The sequence below is a fragment of the Streptomyces sp. NPDC039430 genome, assembly GCF_055639435.1.
In genome coordinates this window covers 56,822-73,146 of the sequence record NZ_JBVKAK010000012.1, presented here as the reverse complement: position 1 = coordinate 73,146, position 16,325 = coordinate 56,822, and the positions used below count along the sequence as shown (strand labels likewise).

Below are 16,325 nucleotides of genomic sequence, written 5' to 3'. Positions count from 1 at the left end.
AGGGGTCATTCGCATCACCTTTTCACCCGAATGCCCCAGGTCAAGTACCGCCTCGCCGCGCGGCGGCCAACTGCCAGCCGTCGCCATGCCGTTCGACGAACCCCAACGAGTGCAGTTCGTACAATCTGCCGAGCGCCTCGTCCGTGGTCGTGCCCGCGCCGCGCGCGATCTCCGGCCCACGCGCGGCCCCTCGCGCGGGCAGCGCCTCCAGAACCCGTGCGCTGACCGGATCGAGCAGATCCCTGGGCAGTACGGGACCGCGTCGGAGCGGTGCCAGCTCGCCCATGTCTCCCACCAGCTCGATCACTTCCGCGGCGTCCGTGACCAGCACTCCCTCACCGCGCAGCAGTTCGTGCACGCCCGCCGAGAGGCCGCTGGTGGCGGGGCCCGGCACGCCCATCGTGAAGCGGCCGAGCCGCCGCGCCGCGCGCGCGGTGACCAGGGATCCGCTGCGGTACTCCGCTTCCACCACGACAGTCCCCCTGGTGAGCGCGGCGATCACGCGGTTGCGGAGAACGAACCTGCTGCGGGTGGGATGGTCGCCCGGCGGTAATTCACCGATGACCAGGCCCTGTTCGGCGATGCGTCCGATCAGCTCCGTGTGACCGCGCGGATAGACCACGTCGACCCCGCAGGCGAGGACGGCCACGGTGGCGCCGTCGGCCGCCAGCGCGCCGCGGTGCGCCGCGCCGTCCACCCCGAACGCTCCGCCTGAGGTCACCACCCAGCCGCGCTCCGCCAGACCAGAGCCCAGACTCGCCGCCATATGTGCCCCGTACGGAGTACACGCCCTGGCGCCGACCACCGCGACGGAGCGCAGTGACCAGAGCCGCAGATCCGCCGCGCCGCGCACCCACAGCCCGATGGGCGCGGCCGCTTCCAGGTCGTCGAGCTGGCTGGGCCACTCCCGGTCGCCGGGGCAGACGAACCGGCCGCCGAGCGTGTTCACCGCCGCCAGATCGCGCTCGGGATCGGCCGTCGCCGCCCGTATCCGATAGCCGCCGAGCCGCCGCTCACCGGCCTCGGTGAGCTGCTCAGGTCCGGCGTCCGGTGAGGTGAGCAGCTCCAGCAGCCGAGCCGCCCCGTACCTCCGCAGCCACCGTCCGCCGCACTCGTCTCCCGGTTCCAGAATCCGCGTGAGCGCGGCCCGCGCCAGCCGCTCCCCCGGGGCGACGGCGATCATGACGCCGCTCCTGCCGCCGCACCCCTGGCCACACCGGTACGCAGCTCCAGCGCCAGGGCCACATCGCGTGATTCCGGCCGGGCTCGCCCGGCGAGGTCCGCGACTGTCCAGGCCACCCGCAGCACCCGGTCCAGACCGCGCGCGGTGAGCAGGCCACGCTCCAGATCGCGTTCCGCCGCCGCGAGCGCTCCGGGGGCGACGGCCCAGCGCGTACGCAGCTCATGGCCGGGCACCTCGCTGTTCACCGTCCACGGCGTGCCCTCCAGCCGGGCCGCCGACCGCTGTCTGGCCTCCCGTACCCGCACGGCCACCGCCGCCGTGGACTCGCCCCTGCCGCCCTGCCCCAGCAGGTCCGCGCGGTGGACGGGCTGGACACCGACCCGCAGATCGACCCGGTCGAGCAGCGGCCCGGACAGCCGGGCCTGGTAGCGCCGGATCACCGAGGGCGGGCAGTCACACGCGGCCCCGACCAGAGTGTGCCGCCCGCACGGGCAGGGATTGGCCGCGAGGATCATCAGAAACCGCGCGGGCAGCCGCACCACCCCGGCACTGCGTGCCACCACCACATGGCCGGACTCCAGCGGCTGCCGCAGAGCGTCCAGCGCCCGGCCCGAGAACTCCGGCGCCTCGTCGAGGAAGAGCACTCCTCGGTGCGCCAGCGACACCGCGCCCGGCCGCGGAAGCCCGCTCCCGCCGCCGACCAGGGACTGCATGGTCGCCGAGTGATGCGGTGCGCAGTAGGGCGGGGCGCTGACGAGCGGCTCGCCGGGCGGCAGCATGCCCGCCACCGAGTGCACGGCCGTGACCTCCAGGGATTCCTGGCCGGTCAGGGGCGGCAGAACACCCGGCAGCCGCTCCGCCAGCATCGTCTTCCCCGCTCCCGGCGGCCCGTGGAGCAGCAGATGGTGCCCGCCGGCCGCGGCCACCTCCAGCGCCGTACGGGCCGGCTCCTGACCCGCCACGTCCGCGAGATCCGGCCGGTGTCCGTCGCCCGCCCCGGCGCCCGTGGCCAGACCGGTGCCCACCCCGGCGCCGGGCACCATCAGCCCCGCCAGCATCGCGTCGGGACGTCCCGGCGCGCTCTCCGGCGGCTCCTCGGGCACCGGCTCGTCGGTCAGTACGGCGATGAGCTGGCGCAGCGTCCGTACCCCGAGGACCGACACCCCCGGCACCAGGGAGGCCTCGCCCGCTGTCTGCTCGGGGACGACGACCTGGCGGTAGCCGGCCTCCGCCGCCGCGAGCACGGCCGGCAGCACCCCGCGCACCGGCCTGACCCGCCCGTCCAGACCGAGCTCCCCGATCAGGACCAGATCGGCGATGGCCCTGGGATCGATCCGTTCGGCCGCGCCGAGCACCGCGGCGGCCACGGCGAGGTCGAAGCCGCTGCCACCCTTCGGCACGGAGGCGGGGCTCAGCCCCACCGTGAGTTTCTTCTGCGGCCACTCGCCCCCGGAGTTCACCACGGCCGCCCGCACCCGGTCGCGGCTCTCCACCAGGCTCTTGTCGGGCAGCCCCACCAGGGTGAAGGCGGCCACTCCCGGCTCCAGGTCCGCCTGGACCTCGACCACCACACCCTCGACGCCCAGCAGCGCCACCGAGCACGCACGCGCGAACCCCATCAGGCCACCCCCTGGGCGTGCTCGACCACGGGCGCGCCCCGGCCGGGCAGCAGCACCCCGATGAGATCGATCCGCACCCCGCCGGGCGGCGGACCGCCGTACCGCTCCAGCCAGCAGTACGCGAGCCGTTTCAGCCGGTCCGCCTTCACCGGCGTGACCGCGGCCATCGGATGCTCGAACCAGCCGGCCCTGCGGGTCTTCACCTCGCAGACGACCAGTACGTCCCGGCCGCCGCTGTCCTGGTCGCGGGCCACGATGTCGATCTCGCCGACCCTGCCGCACCGCCAGTTGCGCGCCAGCACGGTCATCCCCGCGTCGGCCAGCCGCCGCGCCGCCAGATCCTCGCCGTACCGCCCCAGTGCCCCCGTCGCGTTCATTCCGGCACCACCTCCGGTACCGACTCTGACGCGACCGCCCGCAACTAGTGGATCTTGGTGGACAACCCGGTGGTTGTGGAAAACCCGCTCACTCGTCCGTGGCGCTCCCGCGCTCCGGCGCCCCCGGCACGATCACGTCCTTCAGCCGCCGGGGAGTTCGAGGTCGCTCTTGTTCAGCTCCTCGATATTCACGTCCTTGAACGTGAGCACCCGCACCTGCTTGACGAACCTGGCCGGCCTGTACATGTCCCAGACCCACGCATCCGCCATCGTGACCTCGAAAAAGACCTCACCCTGCACCGAGTGCACCTGCATCTCGTAGTCATTGGTGAGATAAAAGCGACGCTCGGTCTCGATCACGTATTTGAACAGACCGACGACATCTCGGTACTCCCGGTAGAGCTTCAGCTCCATCTCGGTCTCGTACTTCTCGAGGTCCTCGGCGCTCATGGCATGTTCCCCTTCAGCCGTACGTCCCCCCATTGTGCTCCGGCACTCGCGCCCCTAGACGCTCTCGGGGGCGAGGTCCACCGGCGCACCCGGGGGACCCTCGTCGAGCAGCGTGCGCAGCAGCTCGGCGAGCCTGGTCGGATACACCGTCTCACGCGCCGCCGACAGTTCGGCGGAGGTCCACCACCTCAACCCCGCGACACTTCGCAGCTCCAGCTCGGTCAGCCCCTCGGGCGACGTCTCGGTCTGCGTCGTACGCGCCAGGAAGTACCACTCATCCTGATCCCAGCGGCGCCCGTCGAACGGGAAGGAGCAGGTCCGGCGCCACAGCACGGGTCCCAGCTCCACCTCTGTGATCCCCGTCTCCTCCGCCAGCTCGCGCAGCGCGGCCTCTTCCCGGGTCTCGTCGCCCTCCAGGCCCCCGCCGGGCGTGAACCACCAGGTGTTGTCCCGGTCACCGGGCTCGTATCCGTGCAACAGCAGAATCCGGTCCTCCGGATCCAGCAGCACCACCCGCGCCACCTTCCGCAGCGCTCGCTCACCCTGCCCGGCGGTCCCACCCTGCCCCGGCGGCCCCGGCGACCCGGCGCCCCCGGCGGACCGTGCGGCCCCGGTTGCCCCAGCTGCCCCCGCTGCCCCGGCGGCCCCAGCAGCCCCGGCAGATTCAGCGGACACCCGCGGACACCCCTTCACCACTCCGGCCACCGGCCCGCGGCTTCGAGAACCGCCGGGCGACCGGCCCGTACGCCGCCCCGCCGAAGATCAGCGCCGCCCCGGCCACCACCGCCCCCACGATCAGCCGCACCGGCCCCGGCCCGGACACCCCGCCCGGCAGCGCGGCGAATCCCGCCGGCCGTTCGATCACCCCGCCCAGCGGCCAGGCCACGGCGTCGACGCGCGCGTCGACCGCCGAGCGCGGCACCGATCCCTGCCCCGCGTCCTCCAGATGGACCCGGGAGTCCAGCGAACCGCTGCGTTCATCACCGAGCAGAAACAGCTTCCCCTCGGGCACGGTCGCGTCGAAGTCGGTCGTGGACGCCCGCCCACCGATCATTCCCTGTACGTACGGCTCCTCGACCGCCGTGCCGTTGACGGTGAGCCGGCCGTCCGCGTCACAGCAGGCGATCGTGTCGCCGCCGACCGCGACCACCCGCTTCACCATCGGCATATTGGCCCAGTCCGCGTCCTTGAAGACCACCACGTCGCCGCGGCGCACCTCGTCGCCGGATATCCGCTGCGCCAGCACCCGGTCACCGGCCTTCACGGTCGGGTCCATCGAGTTGGTCGGGACGGTGTACGGCAGGTACTCGACGGCCCCCCACACGAACCCGCCGAGGAAGAGCACACAGCCGACGGCCACGGCCAGCCCCGACAGCACACTGCCGAGGCGGCCATGGCCGCCGTTCGCACGTTCCGCTCGTCCTGATCCGCTCATCCCAGCACTCCCCCCGTTCCGGAGAACGATCACTCACCGTTCCGGAGAATGATCCTCGGAGATCGACGATCCGGGACGGCACCCTACCCGGCGGTACGCCCCCGGGTCAGCCTCCTTCGGCGCCACAGTACGAACGGCACCGCTCCGGCCAGGCCCAGCGCCCCCGGAACCGCGGCCGAGGCCACCGACGCCGCCGCGCTCAGCCCCGACTGGTCGAACGTGCCGGGCACCGGAAGCAGCGACCAGCGGTTGACCGGCCAGGCCACCACGAACGCGCGCCCGACGACCTCGTCGTTGGAGACCGTGCCGTTACCGGTCAGCTCCTGGTGGTAGCGGGAGTCCAGCGAGTTCTGCCGGTGGTCGCCCATCACCCAGATGCTGTCCTTGGGCACGTCGATCGGCCCGAACGGCTTGTCGTCACAGGGAGTGTTGCCCGGGTAGATGTAATCCGTCTCGTTCAACGGAACCCCGTTGACCTGGACCTTTCCACCCTTCTTGCACTCCACCGTGTCACCGCCGACCGCGATGACCCGCTTGATCAGGTCCTTCTCCTCGGACGACGGCATCAGCCCGATGAAGCTCAGGAACCGCTGCGCCACATTCGGCTCGGGTGCCTGGGTGTCGTCCAGCCAGCCGCCCGGGTCATGGAAGACGACGACCTCACCGCGCTCCGGCTCGGAGCCGAACCAGGGGGTGAGCTTGTCCACCAGCACCCGGTCGCCCCGCTGCAGGGTGTCCTGCATCGAGTCCGAGGGGATCGAGAACGCCTGCACCAGGAAAGTCTTGATCAGAAGCGCCAGCAGGAGCGCGATCCCGATGAGGAGGGGCAGCTCCTTCCAGAAGGAGCGCGGTTTCCTCGCGTCCGATCCGTCTCCGTCGCTGTCGCCGTCCCTGTCGCCGTCATGGATCCCACCGGACCCGCTTCCGCGTTCCGTCCGCCTGTCCGTCACGTTCTCGGGCGACTCGGCGAGCTGCTCGTGTCCCTCCTCGGGATCATCGTGTCCGGATCGTGCGCCGACCGCCACATCCCCCACATCCACTCCTCACTCCGTGCGATTACTCCGTGCGACCGCCTGCCCCGGAGACGGGACAGGCCCACCACTCCCATAACGAGCGGGAGTTCCGCAGGGCTCGGGAGCCGGATCAATCCGTTCAGATCCTGGGAAGACAGACTATGGGACGGCCCCAGTGCCGTCGTCGGCGCGGCGCGCGGATCGGGGACCGAAGCGTAGGTCTCCCGCTCCTCCAGTCGCCGCCAGTGACCGACCGGCCAGGCGATGACGACCGCGCGGCCCACCACCTCGTCCTCCGAGACGGTCCCCTTGTCCGCCTCCTGGAGGTGGAAGCGGGAGTCGGCCGAATTGGACCTGTGGTCCCCCATCACGAAGATGCGTCCGGCCGGCACCCGCACCTCGAAGGGGATCGTGGAGGGCGCGTTCCCGGGGTTCAGATACGGCTCGGTCAGCGGCGTGCCGTTGACGGTGACCTTGCCGTCCCGGTCGCAGCACTTGACGGTGTCCCCGCCGGTCGCGACGACGCGCTTGATCAGATCCTGCTCGTCGGCGGACGGCAGCAGTCCGATGAACGTCAGCGCCTGCTTGACCTGCTTGATCACAATGGGCGAGTCGTCCGGCGCCGGCTTCTCGTCCTGGAGCCAGTTGCCGGGGTCCTTGAAGACCACGACATCGCCGCGCTCCGGCTTCGAGCCGAACCACGGCGTGAGCTTGTCCACCAGCACCCGGTCGCTGATCCTGATCGTCTGCTCCATCGATCCCGAGGGGATCACGAACGCCTGCACCAGAAACGTCTTGAGGACGAGCGCGATCAGCACCGCCACGGTGATGAGCAGCGGTATCTCCTTCGCCGCGGACCTGCGACGGCGCCGCTTCACCCGGCGGGCGAGCTTACGGCGCTCCGCGCGCCCCGGCAGCGTCCGGCCGGTGGTGGGCCGGGAGCCGGTCGGCAGCCGGGTGTCGGCCCCATGGCTGGGACGGCGGCGGCGCCCCCGCTTACCCATGGACACCGCCCGGGACAGGGGTCTCCATACCACCCGGGGCCGCCTCGTCACCCGGGGCCGCTGCGTCACCGGAGTCCGCCCCGGCACCAGTGGGCTCGGCGTCCCCCGGCCCCCGTACGCCCTGGAAGGCCTCTGTCGGCTCCAGAGCGGCCCAGCGGCCCAGCGGCCAGCCGATCCAGTCCGCCCGTCCGATGACCTTGTCCACGGGCACCATGCCGCCGCCGGGGTCGCCGAGATGGTCGCGGGAGTCGCGCGAATTGCTGCGGTGGTCGCCCATCACCCAGAGGGTGCCCCGGGGTACGACGATGTCGAAGGGGACGCTGGAGGGCGCGTCTCCGGCGTACAGATACCGCTCGTCCACGGCCCGGCCGTTCACCTCGACCCTGCCCCCCTTGTCGCAGCAGACCACGCGGTCACCCCCCACACCGACCACGCGCTTGACGAAGTCGGTCTCGGCGGGCTCGGCGAGACCCAGGGCCGCGGCCGCCCCGTGCAGCAGCCCGGTGACGGGGTTCTCCCCCGTCGGCTCCTGGACGAAGGATCCGGTGCCGTCGAAGACCACCACATCACCGCGCTCCGGCGCGGTACCGAAACGGTACGCCACCTTGTTGACGAGCACCCGGTCCCCGACCTGGAGCGTGGGCTCCATCGAACCGCTGGGGATCAGGAACGGCTGCACCACGAAGTTGCTGAGGAGCAGTGCGAAGACCCCGCAGGCGAGCCCGAGCAGCCCCACCCTTCCCCACGAGAGCCCGGACAGTCCGGACACCCCGGGCAGCCACCGGGAGGAACGGGGGGAACGGGGGGAACACGCGGAGCGCGACCCCTCTTCCGTCCCGTCGTGGGAAGCGGAAGAGCGGTCGCGCTCCGTCTGTCGTGCTTCGGTGTCCATCGGGGCCAGATCTTATCCGGCGGCCCTGCGGACCCGGGTGCGCGTCCGAGCGGGCCCGGACGCCACGGGCTTACCTGTCGCGCTTCTCCTTGATCTTCGCGGCCTTGCCGCGCAGCTCACGGAGGTAGTACAGCTTGGCGCGACGGACGTCACCGCGGCTCACGAGCTCGATCTTCTCGAAGATCGGGCTGTGCACCGGGAAGGTGCGCTCGACGCCGACGGAGAAGGAGACCTTGCGGACCGTGAAGGTCTCACGGACGCCGGAGCCCTGGCGGCGGATGACGACGCCCTTGAACTGCTGGATACGGGAGCGGTTGCCCTCGATGACCCGTACGTGGACGTTCACGGTGTCACCGGGACGGAAAGCGGGGAGGTCGCTGCGGAGCGACGATGCGTCGACGACGTCGAGCAGGCTGGCCATGAAGGTCTGCTTCCTCGCTGATGCCACAGGTCATCAGCGGATATCGAGAGAGTCGGATGTGCTGTCCGCGTCGGGCGGGCGTCGTTCCCCCTGTGGCAGGGGCGCACACCGGACGTACAGCAGCGGCCTATTCTTCCATGGCCCCTGGCCTGCGCCAAAATCGGCCGCCGGGCTCCGGCGCCCAGCCCAGGATGGAGAGCGTCTCGCGGTCCTTCTTGTCGAAGGACGCCGGGTCGCAACGCTCGATCAGATCGGGCCGGTTGAGGGCGGTGCGCCGGAACGCCTCGTCCCGCCGCCAGCGCGCGATCTTGCCGTGGTGGCCGCTGAGCAGCACCCCGGGAATCCCGCGCCCGCGCCACTCCGGCGGCTTCGTGTAGACGGGGCCCTCCAGCAGATTCGCCATCGCGCCGGGGGCGAAGGAGTCGTCGCGGTGCGACTCCGCGTTGCCGAGCACACCGGGCAGCAGCCGGGCCACGGCCTCCGTGATCACCAGTACGGCGGCCTCGCCGCCGGCGAGCACATAGTCACCGATGGAGACCTCGACCACCGGTACGCGGGTCGCGTACTCGTCGATGACCCGGCGGTCGATGCCCTCGTAACGCGCCGGGGTGAAGACCAGCCAGGGCAGCTCGGACAGCTCGACGGCCAGTTCCTGGGTGAACGGGCGGCCGCTGGGGGTGGGCACGACCAGGACCGGGCCGTGGGCGCCCGACTCGTAGCCGCTCGCCAGGACGTCGTCCAGCGCGTCGCCCCAGGGCTCGGTCTTCATGACCATGCCGGGACCGCCGCCGTACGGGGTGTCATCGACCGTGTTGTGCCGGTCGTACGTCCACTCCCGGAGGTCGTGCACGTGCACGTCGAGCCGGCCGCGCGCGCGGGCCTTGCCGACGAGCGAGACGTTCAGCGGCTCCAGGTACTCCGGGAAGATCGTGACCACATCGAGCCGCATCAGCCGCCGTCCCCACCGGACGCGCCGTCCCTGCCGGAGGACGTGGCTCCCTCGCCGGACGCGCCGTCCTGGCCGGGCGTACCGGACGCGCCGCCGGCGTCACCGTCCCGGCCCGAGGCGATCTCCGCCTGGTCGTCGATCAGCCCCGGCGGCGGGTCGATGACGGCCCGCTGCTCCTCCAGGTCGATCTCGGTGACGATCTCCTCCACAAAGGGGATCATCACCTCGCTGCCGTCCGGCCGCTCCACGATGAACAGGTCCTGCGAGGGCAGATGCGAGATCTCGGTGATCCGCCCGATCTCCGTGCCGTCGGCGAGTACCACGTCCAGGTCCATCAGCTGATGGTCGTAGAACTCCTCGGGGTCGGCGGGGAGTTCCTCGGGGTCGACCTCCGCGATCAGCAGGACATTGCGCAGCGCCTCGGCGCCCGTACGGTCGCGTACGCCCTCGAAGCGGAGCAGCAGCCTGCCGCTGTGCACCCGGCCCGTCTCGATCCTCAGCGGTCCGGCCTGCGCCGGTTCCGTGGCGAGTACGGCGCCGGGCCCGAGCCGCAGTTCGGGCTCGTCCGTACGCACCTCGACGGTGACCTCGCCCTTGATCCCATGGGCGCGGCCCACCCGCCCGACCACCAACTGCACTGACACTCCACCTTCTTGTCACGATCACGCACCGGAAACAGCGAAGGCCGGGAAGGCCGTGGCCCTCCCGGCCCCTGCCGGTGTTCTGCTGGCTCAGCGAACCTGGTCCACGTCGATGAGATCGACGCGGATGCCGCGGCCGCCGATGGCGCCCACGACGGTCCGCAGAGCACGTGCGGTGCGGCCGTTGCGGCCGATCACCTTGCCGAGGTCGTCCGGGTGCACCCGGACCTCCAGCACACGGCCGCGGCGCAGGTCGCGCGAGGCCACCTGCACTTCGTCCGGGTTGTCGACGATGCCCTTCACGAGGTGCTCGAGAGCCTCCTCGAGCATGCTCAGGCCTCGGTCGACTCGGCGGCGGCCGAGGACTCGGTCCCGGCTTCGTCGGCCTTCTTGTCGGACTTCTTGGCCTTCTGAGTGATCGCCTCACCCTTGGGCTCGTCGCCGGCGTCCTTCGCGGCGGCCTCGAAGAGGGCGCGCTTGTCGGCCTTCGGCTCCGGCTGGAGCAGCGGCGCGGGGGCCGGCAGGCCCTTGTGCGCCTGCCAGTCACCGGTGAGCTTGAGGATCGCGAGAACCGGCTCGGTCGGCTGGGCGCCGACGGACAGCCAGTAACGCGCGCGCTCCGAGTCGACCTCGATGCGCGAGGGGTTCTGCACCGGGTGGTACAGACCGATCTCCTCGATGGCCCGGCCGTCGCGGCGGGTACGGGAGTCGGCGACGATGATGCGGTAGTGAGGCGAACGGATCTTGCCCAGACGCTTCAGCTTGATCTTGACTGCCACTGGAGTGGTGTCTCCTGGTCTTGACGTGGTTGGGCACAACGGGATGCCGCGTGGGGTTGCGGTACCCGATCCGCCCGATGGACGCGTCAGCCGGAGGAGAGAGGGGTCCTGTGCGACTGTCGAGTACAGCTGGCCATTCTGCCATACGCCCGCGACCGGGCATGACCCGGTGGCGGGCAGGGGGCGGGAGCGTCCGGGACGGCCGGTGACTCAGCCCGCGGCGCCGACCACTTCGGGGATACGGAAGGGCTTGCCGCAGCCACCGCAGACGATCGGGGCCTGGGCGAGGACCGACGGTACGACCCGTACGTTCCGCCCGCAGTCACAGACCGCCTTGACGCGTACCCCGCCGCCCGACGAGCCGTGTCTGGCGGCCGGGCCGCGGAAGCTGCGCTTGGTGTCGGCGGCCGTCGCGACCGTGTGCGCCTTGAGGGCGCGCTGCAATCGCTCGATGGTGGGGCGGTACCGCCGCTTCGCCTCGGGGCTGAGCGAGACCAGGGAGAAACCACTGCTGGGATGCGGCTCCTCGGGATGGTCGAGGCCCATCTCCTCGGCGATCGCCAGGAATCGGCGGTTGTGATAGCGGCCGGCCCGCGAGGTGTCCCGGACACCTCTGGCCGCGGCGATGCCATGGACCGCTTCGTGAAGCAGTCGTTCGAAAGAGAGCTCGGCGCCACAGGCGGACGACGACTCTCCGATCAGGGACTCGGGCGCGGCAAGATCCGGCAGCTCGGGGTGGGACCGCTGAATATCGGCCCACGCCTGCGCCAGCTCTGCGGCGAGAACAGGTGGTGTCGTGCTCACGTCGTGAACAACGAGCCGGAAGGCTCCCGGGTTCCATTACGGGGCATCCCAAATAATTTGCACGTACCCGTCAGTTGCCATTGATGCGTCCGGACGAGGGCGGGTGCGCTGATCTGCGGAGAAGTCTCACAGCTCCTACCAAGGTGGTACGTAGCGTCTCGTACGCTTCGACGCGTAGACGATCTACGTACACCGGCGCTTCCTCTTCAAGAGGAGCTTCTCCCCCTCAAGAGGGGCTCCCCGCGGAAGGGGTTCCGGACGGGGGACGCGCTGGACGCCTGGTGACGGATCCGCTCAATACGCGCGGGCCACAATGGCGACACTACCCGCCTCATCATCCGTTTCCGGCACCGCCCCGTCCTCGGCGACCAGACACCGTACGGAGACCCCGCGCTCGGCGAGAGCCGCCTCTCCGCGGGTACCCAGCGTCGCCCAGGGAATGCGTGCCCAGCCGCCCGCCGCGGCGGCCTCGGCGGCCTCGGCGACGGTGGAGACGTCGGCGGTACGGGCCTCGCGGCGCGCCCTGGACTCCGTCAGCAGCAGGGCCTGGTCGTCCTCAAGGACGGTGGGCAGCAGCCCGGCGAGGGCGCCCGCCGCCACCGGCTCCTTGCCTCCGGGGATCCGGCGTACGAGCATCGCCGTGCCGTTCTCCAGGTCGCGCGGGCCGATCTCGATCCGTACGGGCACGCCCTTCAGCTCCCAGTCGACGGCCCGGCGGCCGAAGGGGATGTCGGTGCGGTCGTCGACCAGGGCCCGGACGCCGGCGAGCCGGAGGCGCTCGGCGGTCTCACGGACGGCGGCCAGGACCGGTTCGTCGTCCTTGATGGCCAGCACGACGGCCTGTACGGCGGCGAGGCGCGGCGGGACGCGCAGTCCGTCGTCGTCGCCGTGGGACATGATCAGTCCGCCGATCATCCGCGTCGAGGCGCCCCAGGAGGTCTGCCAGACCAGCTCCTCGGTGCCCTCCTTCGACAGATACCGGGTGTGGAAGGCCCGCGCGAAGTTCTGTCCCAGCTCGTGGCTCGTGCCCATCTGGAGGGCCTTGCCGTCGCCCATCATCCCTTCGAGCGTGAGGGTGTTGACCGCTCCGGCGAAGCGCTCGCGCGCGGTCTTGCGGCCCAGGACGACATCGATTCCGAGGACCTCGGTCATGAAGTCCGCGTAGACGTTCCGGTGGATGTGCGCGGCGTAGTCCCTGGCGTCCTCGGAGGTGGCGTGGGCGGTGTGGCCCTCCTGCCAGAGGAATTCGGTGGTGCGCAGGAAGACGCGGGGGCGCATCTCCCAGCGGACGACGTTGGCCCACTGGTTGATCAGCAGCGGCAGATCGCGGTAGCTGCGCACCCACTTGGCGAAGTACTCGTTGACGATCGTCTCGGAGGTGGGCCGGACGACGACCGGCTCCTCCAGGTCCTTGCCGCCGCCGTGCGTGACGATCGCCAGTTCGGGCGCGAAACCCTCGACGTGCGCCGCCTCCCGGGTCAGATACGACCGCGGGATGAGGAGCGGGAAGTACGCGTTCGAGGCGCCGGCGGCCTTGATACGGGCATCCAGCTCCTGCTGCATCCGCTCCCACAGACCGTACCCATATGGCCTAATCACCATCGTGCCGCGCACCGGCCCGTTGTCGGCCAGTTCGGCCTTGTTGATCAGATCCTGGTACCAGCGGGGGAAGTCGTCGGCCCGGGGCGTGAGAACAGGTGCCTTCGCCATGGCGGGCATCGTACGGGCCCGGACGCAAGGAACCGGCCATGCGCGCGGGGGCGCACGCCCGGGGCAAACACGCTTTGCCCGCCGCCCACTGGACGCGGGCACGGATGCGGAGTTCTCTGGCATACGGGGGAAGAACGCGCGCACGTACACGGGGGGAGTCCATCAGGGCATGACCGACCTCTCGGCGGATTGGGGCGCTATCCATGACACGTACGCTCGGCCGGCACCACCAGCGGCTCTCGACCACGGGCACGGCACCGGCGGCCTCCGCCGAGGCGGGCGCGCGCGCCCGCGACTGGGCCGAGATCCAGGAACGGATGCTGGTGCCGCTCTACGAGGCGGTGTACGAGCGCCTGGAGGTCCGGAGCGGGACCAGGGTGCTCGGCCTCGGCTGCGGCTCGGGGCTCGCGCTGCTGCTCGCGGCCGCGCGGGGTGCGCGGGTGACCGGTGTCGATTCCGACCATGAGCGGCTGGCACTGGCCCGCGAGCGGCTCCGCGCCGACCTGGAGCGGGACGGCCGGACGGACCGCGCGGCCGACACGGGCACACTGCTGCCGGTGGACCGGATGGCCGACGCCGCGCCGGGGCCCGGCCGTTCACCGTACGACCTGATCACCGCCTTCCAGCCGATCGGCTCCGTGGCGGGCGACGCGAAGGGGCTGGGACCGGCGCTCGACGAGGCGATACCACTGGCCCGGCGCGGCACGCCCGTGGTGCTCGCGGCCTGGGGTCCGCCGGAGCGGTGTGCCACGGACGGGGTGCTGCGGGTCGCGGGCCGGCTGGGCGACCGCCCGCGCAGGGGCGCCCGGCGGCCGGGGCACCGCGACGATCTGGAGGAGGTCGCGGCGCGGGCCGGTCTGAAGCCGGACGGTTCGGGCCGGGTGGCCTGCCCGTTCGGATACGCGGACCAGGAGAGCGCGGTCCGCGGCCTGTTGTCGACGGGGGTGTTCGACGGCGCGATCCGGACGACGAACCGCCGGCTGGTGGAGAAGGAGATCGGTGAGGCGCTCCATCCGCATCTGCGCCGTGACGGCACGGTCTGGATGCCGAATGTCTTCCGGTATCTGATCGCCCGTACGCCCTGAGGTCCGCTCATAACGGACCGGCACCAAACCCTGGACAGTATCCGGAATTCTGTTTACTGTCGCACCCGTGACTGGCTTCGACGAGCGTTTCCTGACCCGCAACGGCCTCGCGGCCCGGCAGCTGGCGGTTCTCCTGCTGAACCACGAGCCGGAGACCCGGCTGCCGCGCGTGCGGGACTTCGCCGTGGAGCTGGGCGTGGGGAACGGCACCGTCCAGGCCGCGCTCCAGCTGCTGGAGAACGCCGAGGCGATCGAGACGACGGCCCGGGGCCATCTCGGCACCTTCCTCGTCCGCTCGGACCGCTCCATACTGTGGCGGCTCTCCGGGCTCGGCACGCTCCTCGCCGCGATGCCGCTGCCGTACTCCCGCCGGTACGAGGGGCTGGCGACCGGGCTGCGCGCCGCCTTCGAGGAGGCCGGCGCGCCTTTCGCGATCACCTTCATGCGGGGCGCCGGCGCCCGTACGACCGCCCTCCTCGAAGGCAAGGTCGATCTCGTCGTCCTGTCGCGCTTCGCCGCCGACCGGCTGATCGAGGACCATCCCGTCGAGCTGGTCGCGGATCTGGGCCCGGCCACGTACGTCGGGGCGCACGGTCTGCTGCTGCGGCGCGGCTCGGACCCGGAGACCCCGGGGCTGCGCGTCGCCGTCGACCACGCCTCGGAGGATCAGCGGATGCTCGCCGAGCGCGCGTTCGCCGGGCGCCCGGACATCGAGTGGATCGAGGCGTCGTACATGCAGCTGCGCGAGCTGTTCGAACACGATCAGGCCGACGCCACCGTCTGGAACCTCGATGAGGCGCAGGGGCTGCTCGGGGTGAGCGTGGACGTCCTGCCGCTCGGCGACGAGATCACCCGCGATCTGTCGCTGCGCAACTCCAGCGCGGCGATCATCGGCAGGACGGAGGGGGCGAAGGCGCTCGGCGCCGTACGCGAATCCCTCGATCTGTCGGTCGTCACCACCCTCCAGACCGAGGTGTTGCGCGGTGAGCGCACGCCCTCGTACTGACCGTCACGGCCACGGCCACGCGAAAGGACACCTGCGCGCGCCGACGCGTCGGCTCAAAATACAAAATCCTGGTTACTGTCTCTTCGTCGGCTCCGAGGACCGGACCCACGGAACGGGATCGAAGGAAAGGAAGACCGAACCCATGGACGACCAGCTCGCCCTCCGCGTCCAGCTGTTCCGCGAGAGCGGCCAGGTCAGGCCCGAGGTCGCCGCGTTCGTGACCGAGGAGCTGGACTCCCTGGCCGCCGAGGGCCATACCGTCACCGAGGCCACGGCCGGCATGCTCACCAGCCATCTGATGATGGCCCTCGACCGGCTGCTCGACGGCGCGCCGATCGAGGAGTTCAGGACCGACGAGCAGGTGGCGGCCGAACTCGCCGCCCACCCCGAGGCCGTGGCCCGCGCCCGCGCGGTCTCCGCACGCGCCGAACGGGAGTTGGGCGCTCCGCTCCCCGGCTCCGAGATCAACTTCCTGGGCCTGCATCTCGCCGTACTGGCGCAGAACTCCCCCGCCTCACCCCACCCGTAGGTCTCACCCCACCCACAGATCCCACCTCGCCCATAGGACCCACCTCATTCGCAGCGCGAAGGACCCAGCCATGACGAAGATCCTCACCGGCGGCGTCGGCAAGACCGAGGTCGCGAACACCGTCTCCGCACTCGCCCTCGACGGCCTGGAGATCACGGTCTCCAACGACATGGACGCCGCGATGAAGCTCCGCGCCGGGCAGGCCGATTACTACCTCGGCACCTGTCACACCGGCGCCGGCGCCTCTCTCGGCATCCTGGTCGGCCTCCTGGGCCAGCCGCTCTGCCACACCTTCGGCCGCCACGTCCCCACCGAGGACGAGGTCGCCGCCCTGCTGGCGGACGGGAAGAAGGTCTTCGGCTTCGCCATCGACCAGATCGACGTGCTCGCCCCGATCATGGCCCGCGCGATCGCCGCGCGCGGCTGAC

General features: G+C 71.2%; 19 protein-coding genes and 1 pseudogene. 4 read left to right on the top strand and 16 right to left on the bottom strand.

The genetic code is table 11. The annotated features are described in order from the left end of the window. Positions 1–40 precede the first annotated feature (40 nt). From dprA to proS, 16 genes and pseudogenes are all read right to left on the bottom strand, one after another. Complete coding sequence (gene dprA / locus ACZ7LS_RS27085) at positions 41–1,183, bottom strand: DNA-processing protein DprA (protein ID WP_382968524.1); 1,143 nt, start codon at positions 1,181–1,183, stop codon at positions 41–43. Further along, positions 1,180–2,802 (bottom strand): YifB family Mg chelatase-like AAA ATPase, encoded by a 1,623-nt coding sequence (locus ACZ7LS_RS27080; protein WP_385133401.1) that lies wholly within the window; start codon positions 2,800–2,802, stop codon positions 1,180–1,182. Before ACZ7LS_RS27080 ends, dprA begins: the two co-directional genes overlap by 4 nt. Then, entirely contained in the window at positions 2,802–3,179 is a 378-nt protein-coding gene (locus ACZ7LS_RS27075; RefSeq protein WP_382517136.1) for a YraN family protein, read from the bottom strand. Before ACZ7LS_RS27075 ends, ACZ7LS_RS27080 begins: the two co-directional genes overlap by 1 nt. Positions 3,180–3,320: 141 nt before the next feature. Next, positions 3,321–3,629 (bottom strand): DUF2469 domain-containing protein, encoded by a 309-nt coding sequence (locus tag ACZ7LS_RS27070; RefSeq protein WP_014675276.1) that lies wholly within the window; start codon positions 3,627–3,629, stop codon positions 3,321–3,323. A 54-nt stretch (positions 3,630–3,683) separates the two neighbouring features. Next, a complete protein-coding gene (locus ACZ7LS_RS27065) occupies positions 3,684–4,160 on the bottom strand; it encodes an NUDIX hydrolase (RefSeq protein ID WP_382517910.1) in 477 nt (158 codons plus the stop codon). A gap of 133 nt (positions 4,161–4,293) precedes the next feature. Next, on the bottom strand, positions 4,294–5,064 hold the full coding sequence (gene lepB, locus ACZ7LS_RS27060; RefSeq protein ID WP_382517139.1) for a signal peptidase I: 771 nt from the start codon (positions 5,062–5,064) through the stop codon (positions 4,294–4,296). A gap of 83 nt (positions 5,065–5,147) precedes the next feature. Next, the gene (lepB, locus tag ACZ7LS_RS27055) at positions 5,148–5,972 is read right to left on the bottom strand and encodes a signal peptidase I (protein WP_382517913.1); all 825 of its coding nucleotides are present in this window, start codon (positions 5,970–5,972) and stop codon (positions 5,148–5,150) included. Next, positions 5,965–7,081, bottom strand: a pseudogene (lepB, locus tag ACZ7LS_RS27050) (signal peptidase I). Before lepB (ACZ7LS_RS27050) ends, lepB (ACZ7LS_RS27055) begins: the two are co-directional and overlap by 8 nt. Next, a complete protein-coding gene (gene lepB, locus ACZ7LS_RS27045; protein WP_385133397.1) occupies positions 7,074–7,973 on the bottom strand; it encodes a signal peptidase I in 900 nt (299 codons plus the stop codon). The pseudogene lepB (ACZ7LS_RS27050) and the gene lepB (ACZ7LS_RS27045) overlap by 8 nt, the downstream one beginning before the upstream one ends. A gap of 70 nt (positions 7,974–8,043) precedes the next feature. Beyond that, positions 8,044–8,394, bottom strand: a complete 351-nt coding sequence (gene rplS / locus ACZ7LS_RS27040; protein WP_129772195.1) for a 50S ribosomal protein L19 — start codon at positions 8,392–8,394, stop codon at positions 8,044–8,046. Between the two features lie 127 nt (positions 8,395–8,521). Next, complete coding sequence (gene trmD / locus ACZ7LS_RS27035; RefSeq protein WP_382664646.1) at positions 8,522–9,343, bottom strand: tRNA (guanosine(37)-N1)-methyltransferase TrmD; 822 nt, start codon at positions 9,341–9,343, stop codon at positions 8,522–8,524. Then, complete coding sequence (rimM, locus tag ACZ7LS_RS27030) at positions 9,343–9,981, bottom strand: ribosome maturation factor RimM (RefSeq protein ID WP_382517915.1); 639 nt, start codon at positions 9,979–9,981, stop codon at positions 9,343–9,345. The genes trmD and rimM overlap by 1 nt, the downstream gene beginning before the upstream one ends. Before the next feature lie 93 nt (positions 9,982–10,074). Further along, entirely contained in the window at positions 10,075–10,314 is a 240-nt protein-coding gene (locus ACZ7LS_RS27025; RefSeq protein ID WP_382517146.1) for an RNA-binding protein, read from the bottom strand. Between the two features lie 2 nt (positions 10,315–10,316). Beyond that, the gene (rpsP, locus tag ACZ7LS_RS27020; protein WP_129772198.1) at positions 10,317–10,763 is read right to left on the bottom strand and encodes a 30S ribosomal protein S16; all 447 of its coding nucleotides are present in this window, start codon (positions 10,761–10,763) and stop codon (positions 10,317–10,319) included. A gap of 210 nt (positions 10,764–10,973) precedes the next feature. After that, complete coding sequence (locus ACZ7LS_RS27015; RefSeq protein ID WP_030351743.1) at positions 10,974–11,567, bottom strand: hypothetical protein; 594 nt, start codon at positions 11,565–11,567, stop codon at positions 10,974–10,976. A gap of 294 nt (positions 11,568–11,861) precedes the next feature. Further along, positions 11,862–13,277: a proline--tRNA ligase gene (proS, locus tag ACZ7LS_RS27010; protein WP_385133393.1), complete on the bottom strand. Its 1,416-nt coding sequence runs from the start codon at positions 13,275–13,277 to the stop codon at positions 11,862–11,864. Positions 13,278–13,480: 203 nt separating this feature from the next. On the opposite strand from proS, the gene ACZ7LS_RS27005 reads away from it, so the two are divergent. The 4 genes from ACZ7LS_RS27005 (at position 13,481) to ACZ7LS_RS26990 (ending at position 16,324) form a co-directional block, all read left to right on the top strand. Then, the gene (locus ACZ7LS_RS27005; protein WP_382517154.1) at positions 13,481–14,362 is read left to right on the top strand and encodes a class I SAM-dependent methyltransferase; all 882 of its coding nucleotides are present in this window, start codon (positions 13,481–13,483) and stop codon (positions 14,360–14,362) included. A gap of 67 nt (positions 14,363–14,429) precedes the next feature. Next, a complete protein-coding gene (gene yhfZ / locus ACZ7LS_RS27000; protein ID WP_382517157.1) occupies positions 14,430–15,368 on the top strand; it encodes a GntR family transcriptional regulator YhfZ in 939 nt (312 codons plus the stop codon). Between the two features lie 142 nt (positions 15,369–15,510). Further along, entirely contained in the window at positions 15,511–15,897 is a 387-nt protein-coding gene (locus ACZ7LS_RS26995; RefSeq protein WP_382517159.1) for a transcriptional antiterminator, read from the top strand. Positions 15,898–15,967: 70 nt separating this feature from the next. Then, positions 15,968–16,324, top strand: a complete 357-nt coding sequence (locus ACZ7LS_RS26990; RefSeq protein WP_382517162.1) for a DUF2620 domain-containing protein — start codon at positions 15,968–15,970, stop codon at positions 16,322–16,324. Position 16,325: the final 1 nt, after the last annotated feature.

What these genes read in the sequence shown, in the direction of transcription:
- ACZ7LS_RS26990 (WP_382517162.1), top strand. Translation starts at nt 15,968, where the DNA reads ATGACGAAGATCCTCACCGGCGGCGTCGGCAAGACCGAGGTCGCGAAC.
- trmD (WP_382664646.1), bottom strand. Translation starts at nt 9,343, where the DNA reads ATGCGGCTCGATGTGGTCACGATCTTCCCGGAGTACCTGGAGCCGCTG.
- lepB (WP_382517139.1), bottom strand. Translation starts at nt 5,064, where the DNA reads ATGAGCGGATCAGGACGAGCGGAACGTGCGAACGGCGGCCATGGCCGC.
- proS (WP_385133393.1), bottom strand. Translation starts at nt 13,277, where the DNA reads ATGGCGAAGGCACCTGTTCTCACGCCCCGGGCCGACGACTTCCCCCGC.
- ACZ7LS_RS27075 (WP_382517136.1), bottom strand. Translation starts at nt 3,179, where the DNA reads ATGAACGCGACGGGGGCACTGGGGCGGTACGGCGAGGATCTGGCGGCG.
- ACZ7LS_RS27005 (WP_382517154.1), top strand. Translation starts at nt 13,481, where the DNA reads ATGACACGTACGCTCGGCCGGCACCACCAGCGGCTCTCGACCACGGGC.
- ACZ7LS_RS26995 (WP_382517159.1), top strand. Translation starts at nt 15,511, where the DNA reads ATGGACGACCAGCTCGCCCTCCGCGTCCAGCTGTTCCGCGAGAGCGGC.
- ACZ7LS_RS27080 (WP_385133401.1), bottom strand. Translation starts at nt 2,802, where the DNA reads ATGGGGTTCGCGCGTGCGTGCTCGGTGGCGCTGCTGGGCGTCGAGGGT.
- ACZ7LS_RS27025 (WP_382517146.1), bottom strand. Translation starts at nt 10,314, where the DNA reads ATGCTCGAGGAGGCTCTCGAGCACCTCGTGAAGGGCATCGTCGACAAC.
- ACZ7LS_RS27070 (WP_014675276.1), bottom strand. Translation starts at nt 3,629, where the DNA reads ATGAGCGCCGAGGACCTCGAGAAGTACGAGACCGAGATGGAGCTGAAG.
- lepB (WP_385133397.1), bottom strand. Translation starts at nt 7,973, where the DNA reads ATGGACACCGAAGCACGACAGACGGAGCGCGACCGCTCTTCCGCTTCC.
- rplS (WP_129772195.1), bottom strand. Translation starts at nt 8,394, where the DNA reads ATGGCCAGCCTGCTCGACGTCGTCGACGCATCGTCGCTCCGCAGCGAC.
- dprA (WP_382968524.1), bottom strand. Translation starts at nt 1,183, where the DNA reads ATGATCGCCGTCGCCCCGGGGGAGCGGCTGGCGCGGGCCGCGCTCACG.